Origin of the sequence: Paenibacillus sp. alder61 (assembly GCF_020179875.1) — a bacterium.
GTDB lineage: Bacteria > Bacillota > Bacilli > Paenibacillales > Paenibacillaceae > Fontibacillus > Fontibacillus faecis.
This window is the reverse complement of sequence record NZ_JAIUDG010000028.1, coordinates 52,153-77,559: the sequence shown is the minus strand read 5'-3', so window position 1 is coordinate 77,559 and position 25,407 is coordinate 52,153. Positions and strand designations below refer to the sequence as shown.

The 25,407-nt window shown below is 53.5% G+C and carries 26 protein-coding genes; 4 read left to right on the top strand and 22 right to left on the bottom strand.

Annotated elements, in window-relative coordinates; all coding sequences use genetic code 11:
• From LBW89_RS24085 to LBW89_RS24060, 6 genes are all read right to left on the bottom strand, one after another.
• Positions 1–661, bottom strand: a 661-nt coding sequence (locus LBW89_RS24085) for an Ig-like domain-containing protein (protein WP_263639292.1), incomplete at its 3' end; no start/stop codon positions are given.
• 293 nt (positions 662–954) lie between these two features.
• A complete protein-coding gene (locus LBW89_RS24080) occupies positions 955–2,775 on the bottom strand; it encodes a motility associated factor glycosyltransferase family protein (RefSeq protein WP_148457167.1) in 1,821 nt (606 codons plus the stop codon).
• Positions 2,776–3,103: 328 nt separating this feature from the next.
• Complete coding sequence (locus LBW89_RS24075) at positions 3,104–3,325, bottom strand: helix-turn-helix domain-containing protein (RefSeq protein ID WP_263639291.1); 222 nt, start codon at positions 3,323–3,325, stop codon at positions 3,104–3,106.
• A gap of 117 nt (positions 3,326–3,442) precedes the next feature.
• Positions 3,443–4,933: a glycerol kinase GlpK gene (gene glpK, locus LBW89_RS24070; protein WP_225040637.1), complete on the bottom strand. Its 1,491-nt coding sequence runs from the start codon at positions 4,931–4,933 to the stop codon at positions 3,443–3,445.
• 25 nt (positions 4,934–4,958) lie between these two features.
• Positions 4,959–5,408, bottom strand: coding sequence for a DUF1801 domain-containing protein (locus LBW89_RS24065; protein ID WP_148457026.1), 450 nt, complete (start codon positions 5,406–5,408; stop codon positions 4,959–4,961).
• A 92-nt stretch (positions 5,409–5,500) separates the two neighbouring features.
• Positions 5,501–5,953, bottom strand: a complete 453-nt coding sequence (locus tag LBW89_RS24060; RefSeq protein WP_148457024.1) for a MarR family winged helix-turn-helix transcriptional regulator — start codon at positions 5,951–5,953, stop codon at positions 5,501–5,503.
• 197 nt (positions 5,954–6,150) lie between these two features.
• On the opposite strand from LBW89_RS24060, the gene LBW89_RS24055 reads away from it, so the two are divergent.
• Genes LBW89_RS24055 through nagA form a run of 3 tightly spaced genes read left to right on the top strand, consistent with a single transcriptional unit; the run spans position 6,151 to position 8,922 of the window.
• Positions 6,151–7,023 (top strand): MurR/RpiR family transcriptional regulator, encoded by an 873-nt coding sequence (locus tag LBW89_RS24055; protein ID WP_148457022.1) that lies wholly within the window; start codon positions 6,151–6,153, stop codon positions 7,021–7,023.
• Positions 7,016–7,744, top strand: a complete 729-nt coding sequence (nagB, locus tag LBW89_RS24050) for a glucosamine-6-phosphate deaminase (protein ID WP_148457020.1) — start codon at positions 7,016–7,018, stop codon at positions 7,742–7,744. Before LBW89_RS24055 ends, nagB begins: the two co-directional genes overlap by 8 nt.
• Complete coding sequence (nagA, locus tag LBW89_RS24045; protein ID WP_148457018.1) at positions 7,744–8,922, top strand: N-acetylglucosamine-6-phosphate deacetylase; 1,179 nt, start codon at positions 7,744–7,746, stop codon at positions 8,920–8,922. Before nagB ends, nagA begins: the two co-directional genes overlap by 1 nt.
• A 68-nt stretch (positions 8,923–8,990) precedes the next feature.
• Here the strand turns inward: nagA and LBW89_RS24040 are convergent, their stop codons facing one another.
• Positions 8,991–10,151 (bottom strand): YhcN/YlaJ family sporulation lipoprotein, encoded by a 1,161-nt coding sequence (locus LBW89_RS24040; protein WP_148457016.1) that lies wholly within the window; start codon positions 10,149–10,151, stop codon positions 8,991–8,993.
• Positions 10,152–10,323: 172 nt separating this feature from the next.
• Here LBW89_RS24040 and LBW89_RS24035 point away from each other — a divergent pair, with 172 nt between their 5' ends.
• Positions 10,324–11,241: an NAD-dependent epimerase/dehydratase family protein gene (locus LBW89_RS24035; RefSeq protein WP_225040634.1), complete on the top strand. Its 918-nt coding sequence runs from the start codon at positions 10,324–10,326 to the stop codon at positions 11,239–11,241.
• A 57-nt stretch (positions 11,242–11,298) separates the two neighbouring features.
• Here LBW89_RS24035 and LBW89_RS24030 read toward each other — a convergent pair whose 3' ends face one another.
• The 15 genes from LBW89_RS24030 to LBW89_RS23960 form a co-directional block, all read right to left on the bottom strand.
• Positions 11,299–11,688, bottom strand: a complete 390-nt coding sequence (locus LBW89_RS24030; protein WP_148457012.1) for a hypothetical protein — start codon at positions 11,686–11,688, stop codon at positions 11,299–11,301.
• The gene (locus LBW89_RS24025) at positions 11,685–12,779 is read right to left on the bottom strand and encodes a glycosyltransferase family 4 protein (RefSeq protein WP_148457010.1); all 1,095 of its coding nucleotides are present in this window, start codon (positions 12,777–12,779) and stop codon (positions 11,685–11,687) included. The genes LBW89_RS24030 and LBW89_RS24025 overlap by 4 nt, the downstream gene beginning before the upstream one ends.
• A gap of 18 nt (positions 12,780–12,797) precedes the next feature.
• The gene (locus tag LBW89_RS24020; protein WP_148457008.1) at positions 12,798–13,133 is read right to left on the bottom strand and encodes a hypothetical protein; all 336 of its coding nucleotides are present in this window, start codon (positions 13,131–13,133) and stop codon (positions 12,798–12,800) included.
• A 180-nt stretch (positions 13,134–13,313) separates the two neighbouring features.
• Positions 13,314–14,732, bottom strand: a complete 1,419-nt coding sequence (locus tag LBW89_RS24015) for a glycosyltransferase family 4 protein (RefSeq protein ID WP_148457006.1) — start codon at positions 14,730–14,732, stop codon at positions 13,314–13,316.
• 274 nt (positions 14,733–15,006) lie between these two features.
• Positions 15,007–15,477: an IS200/IS605 family transposase gene (gene tnpA / locus LBW89_RS24010; protein ID WP_148457004.1), complete on the bottom strand. Its 471-nt coding sequence runs from the start codon at positions 15,475–15,477 to the stop codon at positions 15,007–15,009.
• A gap of 202 nt (positions 15,478–15,679) precedes the next feature.
• Entirely contained in the window at positions 15,680–16,114 is a 435-nt protein-coding gene (locus LBW89_RS24005) for a hypothetical protein (RefSeq protein ID WP_148457002.1), read from the bottom strand.
• 187 nt (positions 16,115–16,301) lie between these two features.
• Positions 16,302–16,751, bottom strand: coding sequence for a hypothetical protein (locus LBW89_RS24000; RefSeq protein ID WP_225040633.1), 450 nt, complete (start codon positions 16,749–16,751; stop codon positions 16,302–16,304).
• A gap of 122 nt (positions 16,752–16,873) precedes the next feature.
• On the bottom strand, positions 16,874–17,590 hold the full coding sequence (locus LBW89_RS23995) for a glycosyltransferase (protein ID WP_148456998.1): 717 nt from the start codon (positions 17,588–17,590) through the stop codon (positions 16,874–16,876).
• A gap of 1 nt (position 17,591) precedes the next feature.
• The gene (locus LBW89_RS23990; RefSeq protein ID WP_225040631.1) at positions 17,592–18,530 is read right to left on the bottom strand and encodes an NAD-dependent epimerase/dehydratase family protein; all 939 of its coding nucleotides are present in this window, start codon (positions 18,528–18,530) and stop codon (positions 17,592–17,594) included.
• On the bottom strand, positions 18,494–19,339 hold the full coding sequence (locus tag LBW89_RS23985) for an SDR family oxidoreductase (protein WP_213508248.1): 846 nt from the start codon (positions 19,337–19,339) through the stop codon (positions 18,494–18,496). Before LBW89_RS23985 ends, LBW89_RS23990 begins: the two co-directional genes overlap by 37 nt.
• Positions 19,336–20,322, bottom strand: coding sequence for a polysaccharide biosynthesis protein (locus LBW89_RS23980; protein WP_148456992.1), 987 nt, complete (start codon positions 20,320–20,322; stop codon positions 19,336–19,338). Before LBW89_RS23980 ends, LBW89_RS23985 begins: the two co-directional genes overlap by 4 nt.
• Positions 20,315–21,406, bottom strand: coding sequence for a non-hydrolyzing UDP-N-acetylglucosamine 2-epimerase (wecB, locus tag LBW89_RS23975; protein ID WP_148456990.1), 1,092 nt, complete (start codon positions 21,404–21,406; stop codon positions 20,315–20,317). The genes LBW89_RS23980 and wecB overlap by 8 nt, the downstream gene beginning before the upstream one ends.
• A 47-nt stretch (positions 21,407–21,453) precedes the next feature.
• Complete coding sequence (locus tag LBW89_RS23970; RefSeq protein ID WP_225040629.1) at positions 21,454–22,917, bottom strand: glycosyltransferase family 4 protein; 1,464 nt, start codon at positions 22,915–22,917, stop codon at positions 21,454–21,456.
• A 65-nt stretch (positions 22,918–22,982) separates the two neighbouring features.
• Positions 22,983–24,104 carry a glycosyltransferase gene (locus tag LBW89_RS23965; protein WP_225040627.1) on the bottom strand — a complete coding sequence of 374 codons (1,122 nt, stop codon included), beginning with the start codon at positions 24,102–24,104 and terminating at the stop codon, positions 22,983–22,985.
• Positions 24,105–24,149: 45 nt separating this feature from the next.
• A complete protein-coding gene (locus LBW89_RS23960; protein ID WP_225040625.1) occupies positions 24,150–25,232 on the bottom strand; it encodes a DUF3880 domain-containing protein in 1,083 nt (360 codons plus the stop codon).
• Positions 25,233–25,407 lie beyond the last annotated feature (175 nt).

Sequence of the window (25,407 nt, the reverse complement as noted above, 5' to 3'; positions counted from 1 at the left end):
CCGCACCGCTGTTATGCGGCCACAGGCTCGTATAATACGGGGCCTCATTCCAGGTCGTAAACGTCCACCCGCTCGACCCCAGGATACCCGCGAACGGGTTGCCGCTGCGGTCCGTGAGCGTTCCCGGTGTCACTTCCACGTAGTAAGATGTTCCCTCTTCCAGTTCGCCGTTCAGATACAGATCCGCTCTGTTTCCATTCAACGTTCCATAGCCGGTTGTAAAGCTACCGCCCGACACGTGAACTTGTCTTGCTATACGGCCATCCAAGGCTTCATGTACTATGACGTCACCCGTTCCCCACTGCACTGGTTCGTTAAACGTCATGATCAGCCCTGAAACTAACATCGCTCCGCTGCCTTCCGGACTCTTGCTCACCATCTGCGGGGCTGTTTGGTCCACCGTCCGGAAGCTCCACGATCCGGGGCCATAGATACCGCCAAATCCCTGCCCCGCTCCATCCTGGAACATCCCTGAGCTCACTTGGACGTAATACGAGGTGTCGTCCGCCAGCGGACCATTCAAACTGATCATCGCCACGCTTCCACTCAGGCGCACGTTCCCGCCGCTTAGACGTTCCACCACTTGGTCGTCCGATTGCCGGTAAACCGTAATCTCTCCGGTTCCAAGCCGAAGTTCCTGATCGAATAACAAACTAAGCAAGGGGGTCAACGAAACCCCGCTTCCGTGTGGGAGTGTTTGCAAAAGCTCCAACGGATCGTTCGACATCACATAAAAAGTTTGAGGGATGTCATGAGGTGAATCATACGTCGAGTCTGTAACAGTTAAAGCGCTGTCCGAGTAGGATTGATTTGCTTGATCTTGTTCTATCTTCCCACTCGCGCTTGCATAAAATGGGCTTGTCAAATTTATCACTTGAGAAGTCAACAAAGTAACTTTTAGAATATGGTCTACTTTCTCCAGCTTTCTTTTTTTTCCGGCCATTGCGATGTCTCCTAACCCCTATTGGAAATATGAAACCGACTTATAATATCTTTGGACTGCGCATAGTCCTGCTGACAGTTCCATACGAAATCCCCGAAATGTAAAACAACTTTTTGAGCCTTACTTAAAGCTTGGCGCTCATTTCTAATAGAATCCATCTTGCTGTATAAAAACTCGTAACCCGACCGATTTCTCGGTAATATGTATATCTTGAAGTACGGATTGCCTATCATCGCCGCAAATAGTTCGTCAAACTCGGCCAAAGCCACATTCACCTTCTCATCCAGCCCGAACTTAACCCAGTTAGCCAACTCCATCAACTTCTGCTGCAGTTGTCCAAAAATCTGCTGAAACAGCTCTCCCTCCCGCTGTAGTTTACTAATGTTTCTCTTAAACTGAGCTATATCGTAACCGGAAGAGATGTTATCGAACATCCATGATGCATCGACTGTTTTTACTTGGAGCCTTAGTTTGATAACCTCATCCAGATGAAGGAATTTTGTTCCTGCGATTTGAGCGCCATCCCGGGTTGTATTAATAAACTCAATCCCGGGACTAGAATGAATGTAAAATTCCATTTCTCTCTTCATTTTTATAAAAGACGGGTTGCTGATGACCTCCCCTCCGTTTACGCCTTCAATTTGGGTCATTCCTTCCCCGTAGGGAATGCCTGTCGAATTCGTTATTCCGGATGCATAGTACTTCCGGTTGCGGTAAGCCAAGTTTTGCCCAACCAGAATAACCAGCCCCACCTTCATACGAATCATACATTGTAACGCAATCACCGCAACGGAAGGTGCATCATTGATAACAGGGGGCGCCTCGCCTGATTCGTTACGAAGCAATTGCATCGATACTTCATCCTGGGTAATAATAACGTGCATTTTGGGGCCCGGATAAAAATCCAGCGTATTTCTGCCTACCGTACTTCCAAAAACAATAGGGATCGTATCTATTCGTTTATCAATTATTTTCTTAATTACATCAACATTATAAGGATTTGGATCGTAGCTGAAAGTAGCATGCGGGTAAATCCCATGTTCTATCAATGCATTCACGGCCGAACCTACTGAAAATATATAGGCAAGCCCTTTCTCCTTAATCGTTCGGAGATGCTCTATTTCATCATTAAGTGAAGGCCCGGCGGAAACGATGACTACGGGCTTTCCTTCAAGGTGAGACCCGCCTTCTTTCAGAAAATTAGGGGTATTCAATACAAACGGCATATTATGTAAGCTGTTTAAGGCCCATTCTTTTTCATAGAACTGATTGACCTTTATTCTATGTTGCTTGTAATCCACCAATTGTCGAAGTGTATTATTAAATTTCTCGAGTTCTTTCGGAAACATCCTCGTATAAGCCGGCCAGACGACAACCAGGATTCTGGAAACGCGGTCGATCAGTTCTGCAAGCGCCGGCACGGCTTTCTCAAATGGATCTCCCAACATCATTTGATCAACCGATGATAATATTCCATATTCATTTGGAGAACTATGCTCTAAGAAAGCAGACATAATTCCTTGATTTGGCTCAAACACGGAAAAAGGAATCTCAGGATGCTTTCGCCGAAATGCCGAGATATGACACCCAAGACCTATACCAAAAAAAAGTACATGTGTTTCCTTCATCACATGTTCAAATTGAGCCATCCAATTCGCTATTTGTGCGTCGGGATCTCCCTGGTCGTACATGTAGTTTTCTGAACCTTTATGAAGCATCTTTAAATTGTTCGTTCCCTTGTCCACAGGGAGGATTTGAATTTCATCACTAGATTTTAATTGCAGTAAGTGCGGAAACCTTTGCTGAATTATGTATTTCGGTTTAATATCCATCTTCCATGATTCTCCTTTAATATTACAAAAAACAAATCTGATTCGCCCGCTAAATTTTTCTCATCTGGTAATTTCGACCTATTTCAAGAAAAAACCTTTTTTTTCGTGTTTTTTTGCAACTTCACTCCTGAAAACGATGAAATGTTACTTCCCGTTAAACCCGGAGTTTTTATGATCGTCTTGATGATTTTGTTTTCAGGGCTTTCTGTTGATTTCCTTATGATTCGGTAGTCCCCGCCACCCAAACAAAAAAACCTCCTCTCCCTCCCGCAAATGCGGGACGAAAAAGAAGGCTTGCGGTTTTCCGGGCGAGGCTTTTGGAACACCGTCAGATTTTTAACTCCCCAAGCTTGATCAGCTCGACTACCGCTTGCGCACGACCCTTGACGTTCAACTTTTGCATGACATTAGAAATATGATTTCGGACGGTTTTCTCGCTGATAAACAGTTGGCCCGCAATGTCGCGCGTCGTTTTATCCTGCACGAGGAGTTCGAAAACTTCCCGTTCACGATGTGTTAACAGATTGCTGTTGCGATCGCTGCTCTTCAAAATGCGTCACCCCTCCTTGCTCGGGTTTTATGGTTTTAACAAGGTTAAGGGATACAGTCAAAACATCTTATGAAGAAGCAGCGGCAACGGTGCCGTCACCGGATAAAATGGGCGGATCTATTTAAAAGCCATCGCGGCATGGACGGCTTTCTTCCAGCCGCCGTACAGCGACTCCCGCACTTCCGCCGCCATGGCGGGTTCAAAGCGCCGGTCCAACTTCCAGATACCGCAGATTTCATCGCGGTCGTCCCAATAGCCTACCGCCAGTCCGGCCAGGAAAGCGGCTCCCAGGGCGGTCGTTTCCCGGACGACGGGCCGCTCCACCGGCACGTTCAGAATATCGCTCTGGAAGGTCATCAGAAAGCCGTTGGAAACGGCGCCGCCGTCGACCCTCATCTTGGTGACCGCAAAGCCCGAGTCCCGCTCCATGGCGCTGAGGATATCCTTGGTTTGGTAAGCCAGCGATTCCAGGGTCGCCCGGATAAAATGCTCCTTGGTCGTGCCCCGGGTAAGGCCGAACACGGCTCCTCGGACATCACTGTCCCAGTACGGGCTGCCGAGGCCGACGAAGGCGGGCACCACGTATACCCCCTCGGTGGACTCCACGCGGGCGGCATATGCTTCGCTGTCCTTCGCATCGCGGAACATGCGCAGCCCGTCCCGCAGCCATTGGATCGCCGAGCCGGACACGAAAATGCTGCCCTCCAAAGCGTACTCCACCTCTCCACCGATGCCCCAGGCGATGGAGGTGATTAAGCCGTGTTCCGAAGAGACGGGGTGCCCGCCCGTGTTCATCAACATGAAGCAGCCGGTGCCGTAGGTCGTCTTCAGCATGCCCTGCTCTAAGCAGGTCTGGCCGAACAGCGCGGCCTGCTGGTCTCCCGCGGCCCCGGCGATCGGCACCTGTTCGCCGAAGAAATGATAAGGCGCGGTCGTTCCGTAAATTTCCGACGACGAGCGGACCTCCGGCAGCATCGCCTTCGGAACGTCGAGCAGCTTCAGAAGTTCTTCGTCCCATTCCAGCTTATGAATATTAAACATAAGGGTGCGCGAGGCATTCGAATAATCGGTGACATGAAGCTGGCCGCCCGACAATTTCCAGATCAGCCACGTGTCGATCGTGCCGAAGAGCAGCTCCCCCCGCTCCGCGCGTTCCCGGGATCCCGGCACATGGTCGAGAATCCATTTCACCTTCGTTCCCGAAAAATACGGATCGATCAGCAGCCCGGTTTTGGAGCGGAACACCTCGTTCCACCCCTCGTTCTTCAACGCTTCGCAAATATCCGCCGTTTGACGGGACTGCCATACGATCGCCGGATAAACGGGATTTCCGCTCTCTTTCTCCCACACCACCGTCGTCTCGCGCTGGTTGGTGATGCCGATGCCGGCGATTTGCCGCGGCTTGATGCCGGATTCGGACAAGCAGGAGGCGATGACGGCCAGAATGGAACCCCAAATTTCATTCGGCTGCTGCTCCACCCAACCCGGTTTCGGAAAATACTGCGGAAATTCGCGCTGCGCGGAATGGACGATCTCCCCCCTCCGATTGAACAAAATCGCCCGAGAGCTGGTGGTCCCTTGATCCAGGGCCATAATATACGTTTCCATGTCGCATCTCCTCCACCTGACGAAATCAATTCGCGCTTTCCCTTTTCTCCGTTGGCTCCTGAGAGTATGTCTTCCGCAGAAAATCAACCGATTGGCGAATTAAAGCCTCCAGAATTTCTATACGTATATCCTCTATTTTATTAATATAAACGCATCCCTTTCCCGCGGTATGCTTGCCGAATTGCTGCAAGAGCTCTTCACGTTCCGGATCCCCGGTGGCAAAATACAGACTGATCTTGGACTTCCTGGGCGAGAAGCCGACGAGCGGCGCGGCGCCTTCGTGTCCCGATGCGTATTTGTAATGGTAGCTGCCGAATCCGATGATGGACGGTCCCCACATTTTGGCTGAATATCCGGTCGTCTCCTTAAAAATAGTCAACAGCTGCAGGGCGTCCCGGCGTTTCCCCGGATGCTCCACGCTTTCAATAAACTCGAGCACATCCCTATCGGTTTCCTTCGTCTTTGGTTTATACATCGCCATGGCCCCCTCTGGAAAATAACATGTCCGAGCGACGGCATGAAAAAAGCTTGCCGGTAGCCAGCAAGCCGCTCCATTCCGTTTGTGGTTTAGGCCTCTTCGCCGTCATCCGTGGGCTCGTCTTTTCCGAGCTTCTCGATCACGCCGATCAGCACTTCAAGCTCATGGGGCTCCAGGCCCGAAAGATACGATTTGAGCACGTTCCGCGACCGTTTTCGCGCTTCCTCGTACACCTGGTCACCGAGTTCGGTCACCGACAGCAGCACCGCGCGCCGGTCTTGGTCATCATGCCTGCGCTCCACGTACCCGCTTTGAACGAGACGGTCCGCCATCACTGTAATCGCGCTGGGCTTGACCTCCAGTTTGTCCGACAAATAACTGACATTGCAGTTTTTGTTCTTGGCGATTAGCGCCAGCATATGAAATTGGGGCCCGGTCAGACCCAGTTCACGGTGATGCATGATCTCGCTCTGCATTTTGCGTACCGTTTTGGACCAGGCGGACAAGAGCCGCTCGATATATTCATCAAGATTAGAATCCACTATCCCTTTCACCTCTTCGGTCATTCATGCTTACAATCAGTGTAGTATGCACCCGATGAAATGACAAGAAAATCTATGAGTTCCCAGGAAAATCTTGCATTCCGACAGAGAAACGATTATGATGAAATCAAAATTATTTTCACTATATCATAGTAATCCCCAAAAATTATTTTCAAACTTAAAAAGAGGTGACGCCTTTGCAGACACCCATCCTGCATGCGCTCTCCAGCCATTTGGAAACGCTGCCTCCCCAGGAAAGACGGCTGGGGGAATATATTTTAAAGTCACCGGCCTCCGTCATCCACCTCGGCATCACCGAGCTGGCTTACACCTGCGGAATCAGTCCCTCGACGGTGACCCGTTTTTGCAAAACATTCCATTTTAAAGGGTTTCCCGATTTTAAAATGAAGCTGGCCGGCGAGTTGGCCCATCAGCCTTCGCAAACCCAGTATCAAGATGTGATCGCGGGGAACGATCTGCACAAAATCGTGCAGGCGATGGAAGCCAATCACCTGGCCTCCATTACGGATACGACGCGCCTTCTTGACATGAACGAACTGCGCCGCGCCGTCGATGCCCTTTGCAAGGCGGGACGGATCGACCTTTACGGCGTGGCCACTTCGTCGATTATCGCCCAGGATTTCTATCAGAAACTGGTTCGGATCGGCAAGCACGCTACGGCGTTCGCCGATTCCCACATGCAGATCACCTCGGCTTCCTCACTTGGGAGCGGTGATGTCGCCTTTGCCGTCTCGTACGGTGGAGAGACGCCGGAAACGATCGATGCGCTCCGCTGCGCCAAAGACAGCGGGGCCCTGACCATTTCGTTGACCCAATACGGCAGCAACACGCTCGCTTCTCTGGCCGATATATCGTTATTCTCTTCTTCTCTGGAGGAAGGTATGCGCCGGGGAGATATGGCATCAAGAATCGCGCAGCTGCATGTGATTGATATTTTATTTACGGGAATGGTAAGTATGGAGTTTGAGCATTTTATTCCGAAGCTGGAAACCTCTTACCAGAACGTGCAAATATACAGAAAACAAAGGGAGGGCAATTCGCATGCTTAACATTATCAAGGTAAAAGACGAGCAGCAGTTCAACGAAACCGGAGCCGGCATCATCGCCAGTCTGCTTCAATCCAATCCCCGGGCAATCCTAGGGCTCGCCACAGGGAGCACTCCGGTCGGAGTATACGGCAAATTGATCGAACTTTATCGCGAGGGCGTGGTCAGTTTCAAGCAGGCCAGCAGCTTTAACCTGGATGAATATATCGGACTCGATGAGCAGCACCCCGAAAGCTATCGCCGGTTTATGAATGAGAAGCTGTTCAACCACATCGATATCCTGCCGGAAAATACGCATGTCCCTTCCGGAAGCTCGTCCGATCCCGAACAGGCGGCCGCGGAGTATAACCGGCTGCTGGAACAGGCCGGGCAAATCGATCTTCAACTGCTCGGATTGGGCCATAATGGCCATATCGGCTTTAACGAGCCCGCCGAGGAGCTGACCGGACCGACGCATATCGTCAAGCTGGAGGAGAGAACCCGCCAGGCGAATGCCCGCTATTTCCCTTCGATCGATGAAGTGCCGACTCATGCGATCACGATGGGGATCGGTACTATTTTGCAGGCCAAGCAAATTTTGCTGATGGCGAAGGGAGCCGATAAGGCGGAAGTGGTGGCCCGGGCGCTGCGCGGACCGATCACCACCCAATGTCCCGCCTCGCTGCTTCAGACCCATCCCAACGTCGTCGTGGTGCTTGACCAGGCTGCGGGGGGGCTGCTCTGATGCGACAAGGGTCCGTGCAAATTGTACATGCCGACGTCATTACGCCCCGGGGACGGATTTCCGATGGAGCCGTGACCGTCAAGGACGGCGTCATCACGTATGTCGGCTCTACCGCCGGAGCGCCCGCGGAAACCACCGATTCCGTGGAAGTGGTCGATGCCCAAGGCGGCTTGGTCCTGCCCGGTTTCATAGACGTTCATGTCCATGGCGGAATGCTTCATGATTTCTCCGAGCCGGGACAAGAAGCCTTCGACGCGATCACCAAGCTTCATTGCAGTCAAGGAACGACCTCGATGCTGGCCACGACGATGACGCTGCCGAAGCCGGTCATCGAACAGGTGCTGGAGGAGGTTCAGCGCTACATCAATAACGGAATGCCTTACGCCAAACTAGCCGGCGTTCATTTGGAAGGCCCCTTTATCAGTCCGAAATGGCCGGGAGCGCAAAATCCCGCCCATATCGTACCGCCGAACGCCGGGTGGATCGAGGCCTGGGAGGAGCGGTACCCCGGATTGATCAAGCAGGTTACTTTTGCCCCGGAACGTGAGGGAGCCCATGATTTGATCCGGTTTTTGCGCAAAAAAGGAATCGTTGCGGCGGCCGGTCATACGAATGCGACCTACGAAGAAATGATGGCCGCCGTCGAAGTCGGTCTGCATCATGCGGTGCACACCTTCAACGCGATGACGCCTTTGCATCACCGCAAACCCGGGGTGGCCGGAGCGATTCTGAGCTCTCCCGCCATCAGCGGGGAGATCATCGCCGACGGCATTCATGTGCACAAAGCCGGTATCCAACTGCTGGCCAGCGTCAAAAAGAACCATAATCTCATCCTGATTACGGACGCGATGTCGGCGACAGGACTTGGCGACGGCGAGTACAAGCTGGGCGATCTGCCCGTTGTCGTCAAAGACCGCGTCTGCACGCTGCGCGACAGCGAAGGAACGCTGGCCGGAAGCACCTTGACGATGATCCGCGGATTCCGGCACCTCGTGCGGGAAATCGGGCTCTCCGTTGAAGAAGCTTCGGAAGCCGCCAGCTTGAACCCGGCCAAACTGATTCGAATCGACCATCTGACCGGATCCGTTGAAACCGGAAAGCTCGGCGATCTGCTACTCCTTGACCGGGACTTGGAACTTCAACACGTTTGGGTCGAGGGACGTAAATTCAAAGGGTAAGTTGAAAAGCGTGGCCGCAAAAGGGAACTCATTCCCGGATCGGCCACGCTTTTTCGCTTACATCGCTATTACCTTGTGACCCCGCCGGAGTAGCCGCCGGTATTCATCCCGCCGCGGTTCGCACCGCCGGTATATCCGTTAGGCGTTGTTGGCGCATACCCGTTCGGCCCGGTCATCGTTCCGGTACGTCCCGGGAAGATCCGGTTGATCATATTCTCAAAATCCGCGATATACCCTCTAAGCGTTCCACCCGTCCCCCCGCCGCGGGATTGGGTAGCGTAGTTCCCTACATGCGTTACGAAGTCGGGGTTGCCGGAAACGTGGACATTCCGGATATGCGGCGCCGTTTTTTTGACGATATGCGACACTTGGTCTTTCACATGCTGAGGAACATTGTCCGTAACATGACCGGCTACGGTACCGTTGCCTAACCCGTTAAAAGTGCCGGTCCCCGTTCCAACTCCGTTCATCCGGCCTGTTCCGCTTGTTCCGCTTGTTCCCGTTCCAAGCCCACTCATCCGGCCGGTACCGCCCGTTCCCGTGGTTCCCGTCCCTTGTAAACCGCTCGTTCCCCTCGTTCCATATCCGCCCGTCCCCACCGTTCCTGGCGTGCCCGCTCCGTTCATGTCGTTCAATCCCATGTTTCCGTTCGTTCCGGACAGACCGGTTCCCGTATGGCCCCCAGTCAATCCGCTTCCCCGAGTCATATCGAACAAGCTTCCTGCGGTTCCCGAACGGCCCGTCAATCCCAAGGCCAGACCGTTATCTCCGGCACCTCGGGTTCCGTAATCGGCTCCGTAAGGGCCGCCCATATTCGCGGTTCCCCGGTTGCCGCCGATGCCGGTCGACATCCCCGTGGACATGCCGCTCATATTGCCGCCATGGCCTCGGGTGTTATTGGCCCCATGCATCGTAAGCGCCACATAAGCATCGCGGTCGGTTACCACGACATGAGCCGTTTGTACGTCCCGAAGCTGGGCTACCTTGTTGCTCAAGGCAGGGCTGTATCTCAGCGAAGTGATCCGCTGGTTTTGGCCGCTTCCCGCGCTGCGGGAGAAGATGCGGTTCCCTTCCGGCAAGGAGTTTACGTCATAGTTCCGGTTTTGCTGACGAAGGCCTTGGGTCCGAACATTGTTGTTGTCCGTACGGTTTCCGCAGCCCGTAATCCCAACCATACCGGCAATCAATGCAGCGGATAATGACAAGCTTACGATTTTTGCTCCTCGCATGAAGTCATCCCCTATCCATTTATAAAGTTTATGATGAACAGGACTTAGGATGCGCCGACGCCTTCTTCGGAATACAGGTAAACTTACCCGATCTCCTCTGCTGTCCCATGCCAAATTTAACCCTCCTTCATACGATACGTATTATGCGCTCATTCAAGGGAGGCCATGGGAATTGAAGACCGCAGTCGTTACCGGCGGAGCAGGGTTTATCGGTTCGCACCTCGTCAACCGGCTGATCCGCCAAAGCTATAAAGTCATTGTCATCGATGATTTAAGCACGGGACACAAGCAAAAAGTACCGCAGCAGGCAGAACTTCATATCGCGGATGTCCGGAGCGAGATGACTCGGGAAACGATCCGAAAATCCAGGCCGGATCTGCTGATTCACCTGGCGGCTCAGGCCGATGTCAGGCAATCCGTTGACAGTCCTACTTTCGATGCCGACGTCAATGTGGCAGGAACCCTGAACCTGTTGGAAGCCTGCCGGGAAACCAAGGTAAAGAAATTCATTTTCGCCTCGACTTCCGGCGTATACGGCGATCTTGCCAAAGAGGTGCTGACCGAACTCGATCCGGTAAAGCCGATCTCTTTTTACGGACTATCCAAGTGGACCGCGGAGCAATACATCCGGCTGTATGACAAATTTTACGACATCCCCTATACCATTTTGAGGTTTGCCAATGTATACGGCCCCGGGCAGACCATCAAGGGAGAGGGCGGTGTGGTTGCTATATTCATGGACCGGCTCAAAAAGGGACTCCCGCTTCCCATTTTCGGGGACGGGGAGCAAACCCGGGACTTCATCTATGTACAGGACGTGGCAAAAGCCATTGTGGCTGCCGCGGAACGGGGGACGCAGGACACCATTCATGTAAGCACCGGAAAAAAGACTTCGCTGAACCAGCTGATCGCGTATCTGCACGAGCTGCATCCCGAGGAGATCGAGGTGCTGTATCAAGCGGCGAAACCAGGGGATATCAGGCACAGCTGTCTCTCCAATCTTAAGGCGCGCAACGACTTACAATGGAAGCCCGAATACGCGATAAAGGAAGGACTCGCGGAAACTTACGCGAACTGGGCTCCTTTATAGCCCTAAAACATACCAAAAGGCTGACTTCGCAATTTTCGCGAAACGTCAGCCTTTTGATTATTCGTTTTTGGGAAATACCGAACCCTGCAGGGAATAAGGCCCCGTTATGACGGCCCGGCTGTCCGCGGAGCAAGCGGTCAAATAGTAGTGCTGAACCGGAACGTTCCCGATATCCGTCACCCTCTCCATCGTATAGGCCTTTTCAACACAGGTTTCCAGGATCCGATAGATCACGGGGCCATCGGGGCTATCCTTCCGGATCTTCAACTCGATTTCACCTGCATCCCCATGTGTCGGTTTCTTCCATCCCACATCCAGCCGCAAAACCAGCAGATCGCCGGGCGAAATGCTCATCATCGTCACCGACGTCAGGATGACTTCTTTCCCGCCAACCAAAAAAGGCGGAAAGGTTCCGGCGGCCGTCCCTACTTTATGCGTATATTTCAAAAACCGTTCCCCCCTCTTCCCTCAACAATTTCCTGGAGCATCCCGATAAAATTACGGCAGTACACCTCCGAATTAAATTCGGTCTGGACATGCAGAAGCGCGGCCGATTGGATGTTTTGGCGAAGCGGGCCGTTATCGATCAGTTCGATAGCTTCCCTGACGGCATGTTCAATATCGCCGAGCCTGTAGTTCTTGCCGGTAATATTGTGAACGACGGAGGCAAACACACCGTCACAATCCGCCGCCAGTACGGGACATCTGCAGCTCATCGCTTCCAGTATAGCCTGAGGCGAGCCCTCCGCTTTGGAAGTGGAGCACAGAAACCCGCCCGAATCCCCGATCCGTGAAAAGTAATGCATCATATGGTCATTAGGCACATTGGAGCGTACCGTCAAGCGGGAACTTAATTGCAACAGCTCCACCATGCGGTCGAACTGTACCTTTTCCTCGGGATCGGCTAAATTGGAATCTTCGAACATCCAAAGCTTGAGCTGGGGATAATGCTTTTGGAGTGCGTATCCGATATATAAAAATTCCCGCCAGTTTTTGTTGTCTTCGATTCGGCCCAGCCAGGCGATGATCGGCGAATCGGCACCGTGACCGGCCTGCTCCCGGTAAGTAAACCGCTCATAATCAAAACAGTTGTTAAATTGAAACAACGGGATTGACGGATACATTTCCTGCAATAACAAAGCGATGTGCGGCGTATTGGGGTTAAGAAGCGCCGAAGCATGGGCCTGGATCGCCGGAGCCCCCTCCACCAGTCTACGGCGGGCAAGCTCCGGTGGGCCGTATCCTTGAATTTCCAGCGCCATTTTCCCGGTATAGCCCAGTTTTCTGAAACGCTCAAAACACGTGAAGTCCGAAGTCACGACGATAAGGTCATAGTTCCTTGACCGCAAAATGTGCGCGGTTTCTCGATCGTCCCGGGTCAGGTAGACCGGAAAATCCTCCAGGCTTTGAAACCCCGCCCCCCAGTCGTAATACAGGCAATCCGCCTGAATCCCGTGTCGACGCAGGGCGAGGCAACGCTGGCGATTTAAGGAATGGACGCCGCCGCTGGGTACGTAAAAAACGAACAGCACCTTCACCGTCCCACCTCCCTGATGTTAAGTTTCCCGTATCGCATCCTCCTGAGTGAAGATAGCCACGGTTTCCTGCTGGTTTCGGGCGAAAAGGGTCAAACCGGTCCTATCATAATTCGGCGCGTTGGTGACCACGAGGATTTCAAAAGGAGCATGCTCAGTCATGATTTTCGGAATCGTCACGCTCTCTCCCTGTCCCAAATGATAAAGGCGGCGGTGAATCAGTCCATACGGCCCATATCCCAACAGTAAAAACTCAAAGCCGTTCCCTCCCAAATTGGTCAAAGATACGTCCACAGTTTGAATATATCGGGAATCGATTTTTCCGTTTTCCGTCGCCTTGATTCTTAAAGTAGACATACCAGCCCTCCAATGCAGAAATCTTCTATAAGCCATGGTATGCTTTTCCTCTTCAAAGGGAAGGGCACCCTCCCGCCGGGTACAACCTATTCTTAAAAGAACAGCTTCGAAATGCCCGTCGAAAGCAAAAAAACAGGCGGCCCCGGTGGCGGGAACTGCCTGGTTTTTTCGCTCAAGGCTTCAGCGGGTGAGTTCCAAAACCTCCGAATCATAGACCATATATCCTCGGGGAAGATGGGCGAGAATCCGGTCCCACACCGCGGAATCGACCAAAATTTCGGGGTGAGCCGACGGTACCGCGAAAATCCGATTATACAGATCTCCGCTGACTTTATGAGATTTGGTAGGAGGGCTTGCCGCACCTTCCGTCCGCTTGTGGATGGGTTCAGCAACCGCCAAATGATAGACGGACAACAATCTTTGAATCATCGCATTCATCGACCAATGGACGCTCCCCCAAGCCTGTGCATTTCGTCCGAGTTCCCTGCGGAGAGCTTCATTTTCAAGCAAAAGAGACAACTGGGAGGCCAGGCTGGCGGGATCGTTTACCGGCGAAATCAAGCCGGTCTTGCCGTGTTCCACCATTTCCGGCAGTCCCCCTGCGTCCGAAACGCAAACCGCCAGTCCAGCCATCTGCGCCTCCATCACCGAAAACGGCTGATTATCCTGGATGCACGAGTGAACGAATATATCGGAGATCGCAAGCAGCGCGGGCACATCATCCCGTTCCCCCAAAAAAAGGACGTCTTCCTGCAGTTGCAGTGTGGCGACTTGCCGCTCCAATTCCTGGCGCTTCTCCCCTTCGCCCACAATCCAGCAGACCCAATCCCTTCGCGCGGATTTAAGGATCCCCAACGCCGAAATCAACACGTCGATGCCTTTTACCGCGGTGAGACGCGCCGGAAAAATAATCACTTTCTTTCGTTCGGGGCGCCTGATGGAGGTTCCGCGTATTAAACTCTGCCGGAAAGCCTCGGCATCCAGTCCGTATTGAAAGGCGGCGATCCGCGAAGCAGGGACCCAGTATTCATGGATCAACTTGTTCCGCTGCACCTGGTTGGCGGTAATCGCCAGATCTCCGGACATCGCTCCATAATGCTCCATGATCTCGAAATACCGCCAAGCCGGCGAGCTTGCGTTCACATTCAGATGCGGGTTCTTGATAAAGTGATTTTTTAATTCCGTGGCTACCGACCCATGGAGATGTGCGATCAGGGGAATGTGCGGCGGCTTAACCCTGGCAAGCGCCCTGGCGGAAAATATATCCTGAGTATGAATCACATCGTATCGGTCCAGGCCGAAGTAGGCGGCCGACAGCTCCATCATATAGCGATCCAGCTCATAGAAATCGATGGGACTTTGCGCATGGAGCAAGGGGGCTTTGGCTTTGTCCAGTTTGGCCTCCAACAGCGGGCGAAGTTCCGCTTTGGGCAGCTCTAAACCCCGATTCCAAATGTGGTATTTACTGTAATCCGGACTATTCCCCATTAAATCGACTTCATGTCCAAGCGCCTCCAAGTGCTGCTTGATCTGCATCATAAATTTCCAGACTCCGCCCACATGCGGGATAAGCCAATAAGTTGCAAGCAGGATTCTCATGCCTTCTCCTTCCCGGGCGATCGGCCTTCCGGCAGAGCGCGACTTAAGTGAACTTGTGCGATATTACAGTATATTCCCCTTCCCGAACCCCCGGTCACGTCATTGGCCTTTCCCCCGGGACAAATTAGAAAGACAAATTTAAGTCATAACCACCGGCTTAGCCGGTGGCTTCCATCAGCCCTATAAGGGCATGGTACTAGCAAGCGCCTAAGAAGGCGCACTGAAAGTCTGCCAACCGCGAGCGGTCTCGGGCATGCCCCTTAAAGGGGCTTTTTTACTTGCCCTTTCCTACCGACTCACCCGTAAACGGGTCGAACAGTTCTTTCATCGTGAGTTGTTCGTAGTTCTTATCTTCTGTTAGCTGATTCCGAATGTATTCGACGATCGCTTTCCTGTTACGTCCTACCGTATCCACAAAGTATCCTCTACACCAAAACTGTCGATTTCCGTACCGATACTTTAGGTTCGCAAACTTATCGAAGATCATCAGCGAACTTTTTCCCTTCAAGTATCCCATAAATTCCGACACACTTAACTTAGGAGGGATACTTACCAGCATGTGAATATGGTCTGGGCATGCCTCCGCCTCATGAATCTCCACACCTTTTCTCTCACATAGCTCTCGAATGATTTTTCCGATTTCTCTTTTTAATTTCCCATAGATCACTTGTCGTCTGTACTTTGGCGCAAATACGATATGGTATTTGCAGTTCCAGCGTGTATGTGCTAGACTGCTCTTATCCATTTCCCTTGTCCTCCTTGATTTCATGATGCGGTTGGCAGACCGGCTATCATTTTATCATAAAGGTCAAGGGATTTTTACTCATAGCTATAAGCTTTCCTGAACCCCCAGTCAAACTGGGGGTTTTCTTCGACAAAAAGGCCGGCCCCCGGGTATACCCGAGGGCCGGCTAGAGAGGGAGTATGCAGGGTTAGAGCTAGAGCGATTAAACGGCGGGTTCGGAATAAGCGGCGGCGATCAAGCTTTCGGGACCGACGCGAGTCGGCGTAGCTGTCGTGCTGTTCACGGACACAACCGCTTGGTAAATCAGGAAGCCATCAGGGTTCGGCGGATGATAATCGGCTCCGGCAATCGTGAAGGCAAATTGCCCGCCTTCGCCGCTAACGGTCGGGAAGCCTTCGGTTACTGTGTAAACCGGTACTGTTCCCAGCGACGAAATCCGGTTAATAGTAATTGTTACATTGGTGGGAGCGGTACTTGCAACGGAGATTGTCACCGTGGCGGAGAACTGAATTTCCAGGTCGGGACCCGCGGCCGAAGTATTCAACCCGAGCGTACCGAAAATGGCGGGTGTCGTCGTGACCGCAGTGCCCCCCAGGGAATTTACGGCTACCTTCGCGTCAAGAAATTGTCTTGGCATTAAATTCTACCTCCTTTCATAATTCTATCGTATGTAAGTAGAAAGATTTCGCATGGACGAACTTTCCCGTTATGTTAAAAGAGGCTCTTAAACAGATTAAATCTAATAGAGACTTTTCAGCAGCTAAAGCAGGGGGTATATGTAAAAACCGCCGGGATCCAAGATCCCGGCGGTTTTTGAACATGCATTACACAGGAGTCGGTAAGTCGGAGTAAGCTACAGCCTGGAAGCTCTCCGGACCAACCCGGGTCGGGGTGACGGCCAAGCCTGCCGGAATGCTGACAAAAGCTTGATAGATGATGAAACCAGCGGGCGGCGGGACGTCGATACCGCTAACCGTAATGACATCCGTCGTCAGCAGCAGTGTTCCGACCGGCAGCGATTTGGTGGCCGTATAAACCGTTGTCGGAACGCCGTTAATAACACGTCGGATCGTGATCGTTACAGGGACAAGAATGGCGACGGTGGCGCTCAGCGTAACGGTGGCGCTGAAGTGGACACGCAGGTTGGGACCGGCATCGGCCGTGTTCAACCCGAGTGTGCCAAACAAAGCGGGTGTCGATGACGCGGCGATCGAGATGGAATTCGCGGTCGAAGCGTTCTGGGAAAGCTGGCTGTCTACTAAAAAGTTCGGCATTTGTTTTCTCCCTCCTTTCTGATGCTATTCTATGCAGCGTGCTGGAAGAAGGTTGGACGAATTATCCAAGAATAGCAAAAGAGGCGAAAGGAGGTAGATTAACTTCCCGATTTAATAGAATGCTATAGATTCGTGCGCGCCAACACTTGAAGCAGCGCTTCCCGATGCCGGGCCTGCGTATTCAAATATTCCGGCATAATCTTCTCCTGATGACGCAATGTTCCCATGGCATCATGCCAGCGGTAGGCCGTCAGCGCCTCGTTGAGAAACGGAAAACACGTACCGCTCACGATCGCCCGAAACCAGAAATCCAGGTCATGGGTGTAAGGAAGGCTCTCGTCAAACAGGCCGATCGTCTGAAACAGCTCCTTCTTGACCATCACCGTACATCCGTTAACGGGGTTCCCGTTCAAAAAGCCGCGGTAGAAATCGGTCGTTACCTTGAATCCCGGAGAAACCTGATATTGAGTCACCTTTCCCGTTTGATCGATATAATTAAAATTCGTATGGGAAATGCGTGCGCGCTGATCCCGCATAAAAGCTACTTGATGTGCGATTTTATCGGGGTAGAACAAATCATCCGAACTCAGCCAGGCGATATATTCGCCGGAAGCGTTCCTAATGCCGTGGTTCAGCGCCGTGGCCGTGCCCCCGTTCGCTTTTCCCATATAACTGATATAAGGAAGATAAGGCGTAAGACGGTCGGCATGCCGGGTGGATCCGTCATCCACCACGATGATTTCCAAAGGCTTATAAGTTTGGTTCAATGCGCTCTGTACGGCCTGATCGATATAGGCGCAATTGTAGAAAGGAATGACGATGGTAACTAACGGAAGCACCTCAATCTCCTCCTTTCGCTTCATCCCGGTAGTATCGGATTATATCTTCCAGGGAAGTCCGGAGGGGATAGAGGGGAACCCACCCGATCCTTTCCAGATATTCCGGCTGGATGACCTCGGCCGTGGAATCGGCCGTCGGGCTGTCTCCCCACTCTACCGTCATCCGGCTGCCCGAGAGGTTTAGCATCGTCGTCGTCACTTCTTCGAGCGTTCGGGGCTGGCCCGAGCAAACCTGATAGATTTCCCCGCTGGAACCATAAGCCAGCAAAAAGGCATAGGCCCTTACCGCGTCGCGGACATCCAAAAAGTCCCGCCGCTCCTGCCGGGAGGAGACGCGAAAAGGGGGAGTCCCCCCCTCTCTTTCCTCCTGAACGATCCGTCCGCCGAGCAGCGAGCAAAAGCCCGTCGAACGTCCGGGGCCCATCAAATTGCTCGGTTCCGCCAGAATGACATGCTGGTCGAACAACTGTTTCCAGGACAGCGCGACCAGCTTCTGCAACGTTTTGCTCAGCCCGTAAGGATGGTGGGGACGATAGGAAGAAGAAAGCGACGGCCCGGACAAGCGCGATCCCACCACAAGCGTACGGCAGGCGGGAATGTCCCGCAGCGCGTCGAGTAAATAAAGAACGGAGAGCACGTTGGATTCCATGTAAAGCATCGGATCTTTCCATGACTCGGGAACGGAATTTTTGCCGCCCAAATGCAAAACGTAATCCGGCCGAATCCGGCTCACCGTTTCCCGGACCTGTTCATAAGACAGCAGATCGCAGCGGTGATAGGTGACTCCGCCCAGGCCTGCCTGCCCCTGTTCATCCCGCACCACCGCGGCCACCCGCATGCCTATGGAAGCAAAGTAACGACAGGCATGACTCCCGGTGAACCCCGAGGCGCCCGTGATGAGAATCAGCTTATTTTGTAATAATTGCGTTCTCTCATCCATCTCTCCAACTCCTTCAGCATCTCCCGGTAAGGAGGGACTTTGTAGGTCCAATCGGTGCGGGTCGACACCAGCGTCCGATCCTGTACGGGCGTATCGCTGGGAACGACGGTAATCCGCTTGAGATCCCAGATTTCTTGAATCAGCAATAGCAGATCATGCTTGCTGATCGGGGTCGGCTGGGCCAGGTGAATCAGCCCGGAGAGGGACGAATCCATCACCGCATCGATGGCCTTCGCCAGTTCCAGTGTGGTAACCCCGTTCCACAAAACGCGCGTATAGCCGGACACCTCGCCGCTTGAGCTCATAAACCAGTTCATGAGCCCGATGCGCCGGGTTCGGATTTCCGGCCCGATGATCGAGGTCCGAATCGTTAAATGGCCGGGCGCCCGGATTTCCCCGAGCGCTTTCGTTACGGCATAAACACTTTGTCCGTCCGGCTCATCCTCCTCGTTGTAGCCGCCCCGCGTCCCCTCAAAAACACAATCGGTGCTGATATGAATCAGCCGGGCTCCCGCCAGGTCCGCCGCCCGCTGAAGGCGGTGCGGCAAAAACCCGTTAATATGGTAGGCGTTGATTTTATCCCGCTCGGCAAACTGGTTGAGCACCCCCACCGCGTTGATCAGGATGTCCGGGCGGACGGTTTCGACCACTTTTTCCACCATGAAACTGTCGGACGCATCCAGGTAGAGCCCTTGGGGATCTTTGGGATCCCGGCTCGTATAAAACACGTGGTGTCGCCCCTGATGCCGGAAATAGTCTACCAGCACATGGCCGGCCATCCCGTTCCCTCCGACAATGAGCAGCTTCATGACAAGAACCCCCCGCGCCGCAGAATATTCCGGATCTCGTCTTTGGTCATCAGATTATGCTCCGAGCTGAAGCTGCTGAAAGAGACCGGGTCGCAATGGCTGTAATGCTCCCGCAGGCCGGGGATGCCAATCGTCGGCAAAATGACCAGATACGCTTCGTCGTAAACCACGGTCGTCAGACTTTCGAAATCGCTCATCAGAATCTCATGAATTTTTTCGCCGGGGCGAATACCGCTTTCGGTAATCTTCACATCCGGCACCCCCGAATCCTCGATCAGCACCTCCGCCAAGTCCACAATCCGGCAGGTCGGCATCGTCATCACGAAAATTTCACCGCCGACACTTTCAACGGAAGCTTTAAACAACAGGGATATCGCGTCGCGGAGCGTCAGGAAGAAGCGGGTCATTTTCATATCCGTGATCGTGACCTGCCCCTTTTGCCGGATCTGGCTCTTGAACAGATGAACCACACTGCCGTTCGTGCCGAGCACGTTACCTCCGCGCACCGTAACAAAACGGGTTTTGCTGCGGAGCAGATTGGCGTAAACGATCAGCTTCTCCCCGATCGCTTTGGTCATGCCGTAGAAGTTGGACGGATTCGCCGCCTTGTCCGTAGAAATATAGATCACCTTTTCCACTTCATTGGCTATGGCGGCTTCAATGACGTTTTGCGTCCCGATCACATTCGTTTTTAACGCTTCGTAAGGCTGGTCCTCGCATACCGGCACATGCTTCAAGGCCGCCAGGTGAAACACGTAATCCACGTCCTGGGAGGCCTGGATGAGCGCCTCCTTGTCACGGATATCGCCGATGCAGAATTTCAAGCGGTCATCTTCAAATTGACGGCTCATCGCTACTTGGGTGGACTCGTTCCGGGAAAAGACGATCACCTCCCGGGGCTGCTGCGGCAACAACTGCGTGATTAACTCATGTCCCCAGGAACCGGTCCCTCCGGTTACCAAAATCCGTTTATTCTCAAACATGCCGTTTCCCTCCAAGCAGAAATTTAACAACCTTCTCCGACACCTTATCCGCCAGGTACCCCTCCGGACATTCCCATGACCGGTCCATCTCCGTCATCAACGCCACCGACCGGGCGATGCGCTCGGCATCCAGGCCGGACACGATGTTGCTGCCGCAATCCACAGTCTCGGGTCGTTCGGTCGTCCGCCGTAAGGTGACCGTGGGAACATGCATAATGCAGCATTCCTCCTGCACCGTGCCGCTGTCGGTCAAAGCGCAGGAAGCCTGTTCCTCCAGCCGGACGAAGTCAAAAAAGCCGAAGGGCTCGTGAAATTCAACGAGCGGATGCATTTCCATCCGCAGATCGCTTGCGATTCTGGAACGGGTACGGGGATGGATGCTGCAAATCAGCCTCCGCCCGTAAGTCTCGGCGACCTTGTTCAAGCCGGACATAATCTCGCGCAAATGCTCCGGCCGATCCACGTTCTCCGCGCGGTGGGTCGTCACCAGGAAGTAATCACCCGGCCTGAGGCTCAAGCGCTCCAAAATGTCGCTGCTTGCGATTTTTTTCTCGTAATGGCGCATCACTTCATAAATCGGATTGCCGGTCAGCACGATGTTTCGGCTCGGATAGCCTTCGGCGATCAAATGGCTTTTGCTCTGGGCCGTATATGGCATATTTACGGAGGAGATCGCGTCGATCACTTTCCGGTTCTTCTCCTCCGGCACATCCAAATCAAAACAGCGGTTCCCCGCCTCCATATGCACTACGGGAAAGCCCATCCGTTCCGCAAGGATGGCGCACAAGGCGCTGTTCGTATCGCCCAACAACAGCACACGGTCCGGTTGCTCCAGCTCCAAGATCCGCTCCACTTGGGAAAACATCGCCGCCATTTGGCCGCCAAGCGAGGCCTGGCGGTCCTGCAAAACGTAATCGGGCGCACGGAGACCGAGCTGCTCAAAAAAAATACCGCTCAGGCTGGCCGTAAAATTCTGGCCCGTATGGACCAGAACATGCTTGCTCGCATACCGGTCCAGCAAGGGAATAATCAGGCTCAAGCGGATGATTTCCGGTCGCGTCCCCAGGATCGTCATAACCTTCACCTTAATCTCCACCCCCTGAAGTTAAATGGTCTAATCCGCCTTCACGGTTACCTTCTTCCCGCCGCAGCTCTACGCCGGGAACGACGGCGTCTCGAACGACCGCGCCGCACCGTCCGGCGGCTTCTTCCCGGTTTTCGCCTCGCCTTCCGGCTTGCGGAGAAGCGAGTCCGCCGCCGCGGCAATCCTTTGCGTTTCAGCCTCCGGCCCCGCCGTTTAAGCGGTATTCCCGCGGGTCGGGCTGGTGTCGGTCCGACAGGCTCCGGCAAAGGAGCGGGCGCCTCCGGGGAGGCGTCGAAGGCATACAAAGCTTCCTCCATCGGGACCGTCTGGCCCGAAAGGGACAAAATATGCCCCAAAATGCTGAGCAACCGGCTCTCATAGGCTTCGGAGCCGAAAATGCTCTCCACACGCCTTTGGTTTTCCAAACCGACTTGTTGCAGCGCATCCGGTAATTCCAGCAGCTCCGAAATTTTGGCCGTCAACCCTTCTTTATCTCCGGTCGGTACAAGGTACCGCTCATTTCCCGTAAATTGGAGAATCTCCCGAAGCCCGCCGGAGGCATAAGCCACCACAGGCTTACCGAAGATCATCGCTTCCATGGCCGTCATGCCGAACCCTTCACTGAGCAGGCTCGGGATGACCACCAGGTCCATCGCGGAATAAGCTCCTTCAATGTCCTTCTCGTAATCAATGAAGAGAAACCGGCTGCTCCGGCCCGAATCGGCGGCGTTCTTTTTGAGGGAAGCGTAGTAAGTCCGGTCCACCTCGCCGCCGATCACAACAAAATACAGCTCCGGGTATTTCTTTACCAGCAGTCCCGCCGCTTCGACGAAATGATCCGCCCCTTTCTCGGCGATGAGAAACGAAGAGATGTATCCGATCACCTTCGCATCGGCTGAAATCCCCCAGGCCTTTCGTTTCGTCAGCCTTTTGGCGGGCCATTGGTCCGGATGAAATTCATCTCCCCAGGAGGGATACAGCAAACTCACCTTGGATTCGGCCGGCTTCCCTTGAAAAGGAGCGACCGCGGTCTCCGAAATCCCAATAATCCAATCGCTGTATCGATCGACAATCGCCACAGCCCCTTCCGTGTGGGCGTTGTCCCGGATGATCTCCGTAATGTGCCAGATGACCGGAATGCCCCGGGATTTTGCGGCCATAGCGGGAACGATGTTCACGCACGTATTGACGAAAACGTAAGCGGGAGCTTCCCGAACGAGCAGGTCCACCAGACCGGCCGTGGCCGGATGGTTCTTTAACTGCTGCGCATCCCGGTTCAGAAATTCGTTGGGGTCACACATGGTATAAAGCATGGGCGTCTCATAAAACAGCACCCGGATGCCGTAATCCTCGGCGAGTTTCGTTAAAATTCCCTCATGGGGAGCCACGATCACACAATCGAAATGGAGCGACAGCTTCCTGGCCAGAAACAAGAGCAGCTTTTCGGCACCCGTGATACTCCGGGTATTGCATACATGTGAAAAAAGCATCAGCTTTTTTCTTTCCGACATCTTCGATCACCTCAGCATCGTTATGAGGAGCTGCCGCCTCCCGGTATAGTCCGTATTCGCACCGGTTATCCGAAAATAATGCGAAGCATTTCGTCAATCCGGTTGCTGTACGTGTGCTCACGGTACGTTCTCTCCAAGGCCCGGAGGGCGATGTCCTGTCTCTCTTTTTCATGGGTCAGATAAAAGTCCACTTTCTCCAAGAGCTCCTGCGGCGAGGTAAATGTCTCGATTTCCACGCCGGGTCTATAGAAAGAGGCCAGATCGTCCCGGGCGTCGACCATTTGCAGCGTCGCGCACGCCGCAATTTCAAAGGTCCGCGGGTTTGGCGATATGGCGGGAATTCCGGCCGCGTTTTTATTCACCGTCTCTTCAAAGGGGGAACGATGCAGATTGATCATAATTTTTGTGCTGCCGTAGACTTGCGACGTCTCCAGCGGCCCCATCCATTTTCCGAGATCGATTCGTTCGGCGTAAGCCGGGTATTCCGGGAGGCGGTCCCACCATAGGCCGTTCATGCTCAATCCCCGGTCCATCAACGGTCCGATAATCGGCTGGAAGAATGTTACCCGGTTCCAATACGCGGATCCGATAAACCCGACGTTCCGGATCTCGGGCACTCTCGCGACGATAGGCCGATAATGTTCGGGAAACGCCGCAAACGGCAAATAATGGACATTCGGGCATCCGAGAGACCGATAAAGGTCGATGCAATTGCGCTCCAGCGTAAAAACGTAATCGTAATGAGGCGCCATATTAAAGGTAATATCCGTATAATAAGGGTCATCGGTCATCCATACGGCCGTCCGGATGCCGAGGGTACGGACCTGGTCGATATGCTCCAGCGATTGTTCCATACCGTCCAGCACCAGCACCAGATCCGGCCGGGTTGATGCCGCAAGCTCGGGCAGGGGAACGCCGGCCTCGCAAATGATCGTCTCCGCGGTCATCTGGCGCAGGGTGGATATCACAGCCTCATCGATCGGCGAGTAGGGGAATCCTTTACCGGAACCGACATAAAGCACCCGGACCTGGCGAAACGGAAACTGAGGTTTGACCCTTTCCACAATCGCATTGGAGCGTCCGCGTAAATATCCTTCGAGATAACCGTCTCTCAATCCGTCCTGTCTTCCCCGTTCCCAGGAGGTCAATAGTTCCCCGCCCACAGGTGAAAAAACTGTTGTGGTCATTTCGTCACCGTCACTCCTTCTGTTATTTTCGCGAAAACACCGCCTTCAGAGTTGCATCGCCCCAAGCAGCCGGTGGATCCGGTCGGTGAACGTATGATACCGTCTCGTCGTCCACAGGGACCGCCAGGCGATTCGAAGCCGATCTTGCTCGTGATTCAGATAGTGCTCGATTTTGTTCCGAAGTTCGTCCGCGTCCCGGAACGTTTCAATGTCATATCCCGGCCGGTAATAGTCCGTCAGGTCCTGGCGGATGTCGGTGATCTGGAGCGTCCCGCACCCGCTGATCTCATAAGTTCTCGGATTGATGGAGGAACCCGGCACATTATGGGAGTTGCGGTTATCGTGACCGGCGGCCGTAGGCCGGTGCATATTGATCACGATTTTGGCTCCGTTATAGAACGAAACCGTTTCTTCGACGGGGATCCATCCATTGTGAATAAAAGCGGATAACGACTCATAATTTTGAAGACGATCCCAATGTCCTCCGGCGATCATCACTTTCTTGCCCTGCAGGAATGGGGCCAACCGATCGAACAGCTCCACCCTGTTCCAAAACGCGTTGCCTATAAAGCAAATGTCGTATTGCTGCTCCCGGGGAACCTGCAGCGGGCGAAAGAGCGCAGGATCCGCGGCTAGCGGAAGATAGTGCACCTGCCCGCAGCCGGCTTGGCGGTACAGCGGGACACACTCCAGTTCGTGGGTGAATACGGCGTCGTAATATTGCGACAGGCGTACCGTATCCTCCGTAAAATAAGGATCGTCTACAAACCATACCGCCGTCCGGATCCCAATTTGACGAATCTGTACGATCTGATCGGCGTGATTCTCGGGGAATACATGCAGCGCGTTCATCACGAGCACCAGATCGGGACAATGGCTGATAGCGGCCTGAAGCATCGTATCGGGGGAAGCCACGATGCATTCTTCCGTCATCGCTCGGAGCGCATCGGCCACACCGCCGTCGATCGCCTCAAACCCTTGCTGAACATAGAGCACGCGGAGCTTCCGTTTGGGTGCGGAAAATTGCGGAACGCGGGCGAGAACCGCCCTGCATCCCCCGTAACGGTAGCCTTCGGTATACCCGGCCCGGTATTCGTCTCCGGTTCTCGCATCCATCACGTTGTTCAAGGCATTCATCCTATCTTTTTGGATTTCCTGGGTCCCTATAAATATATGCTCCAAGGACACGTGCATCATGGACGACTACCCGGTAGCCTGAGAAATTGGCGAATGCCTTGAATGCCCCTTGAATGCCAATAAAAAAAGAACCCCCTATCCCGAATGATGATCGGAATAGAGGGTT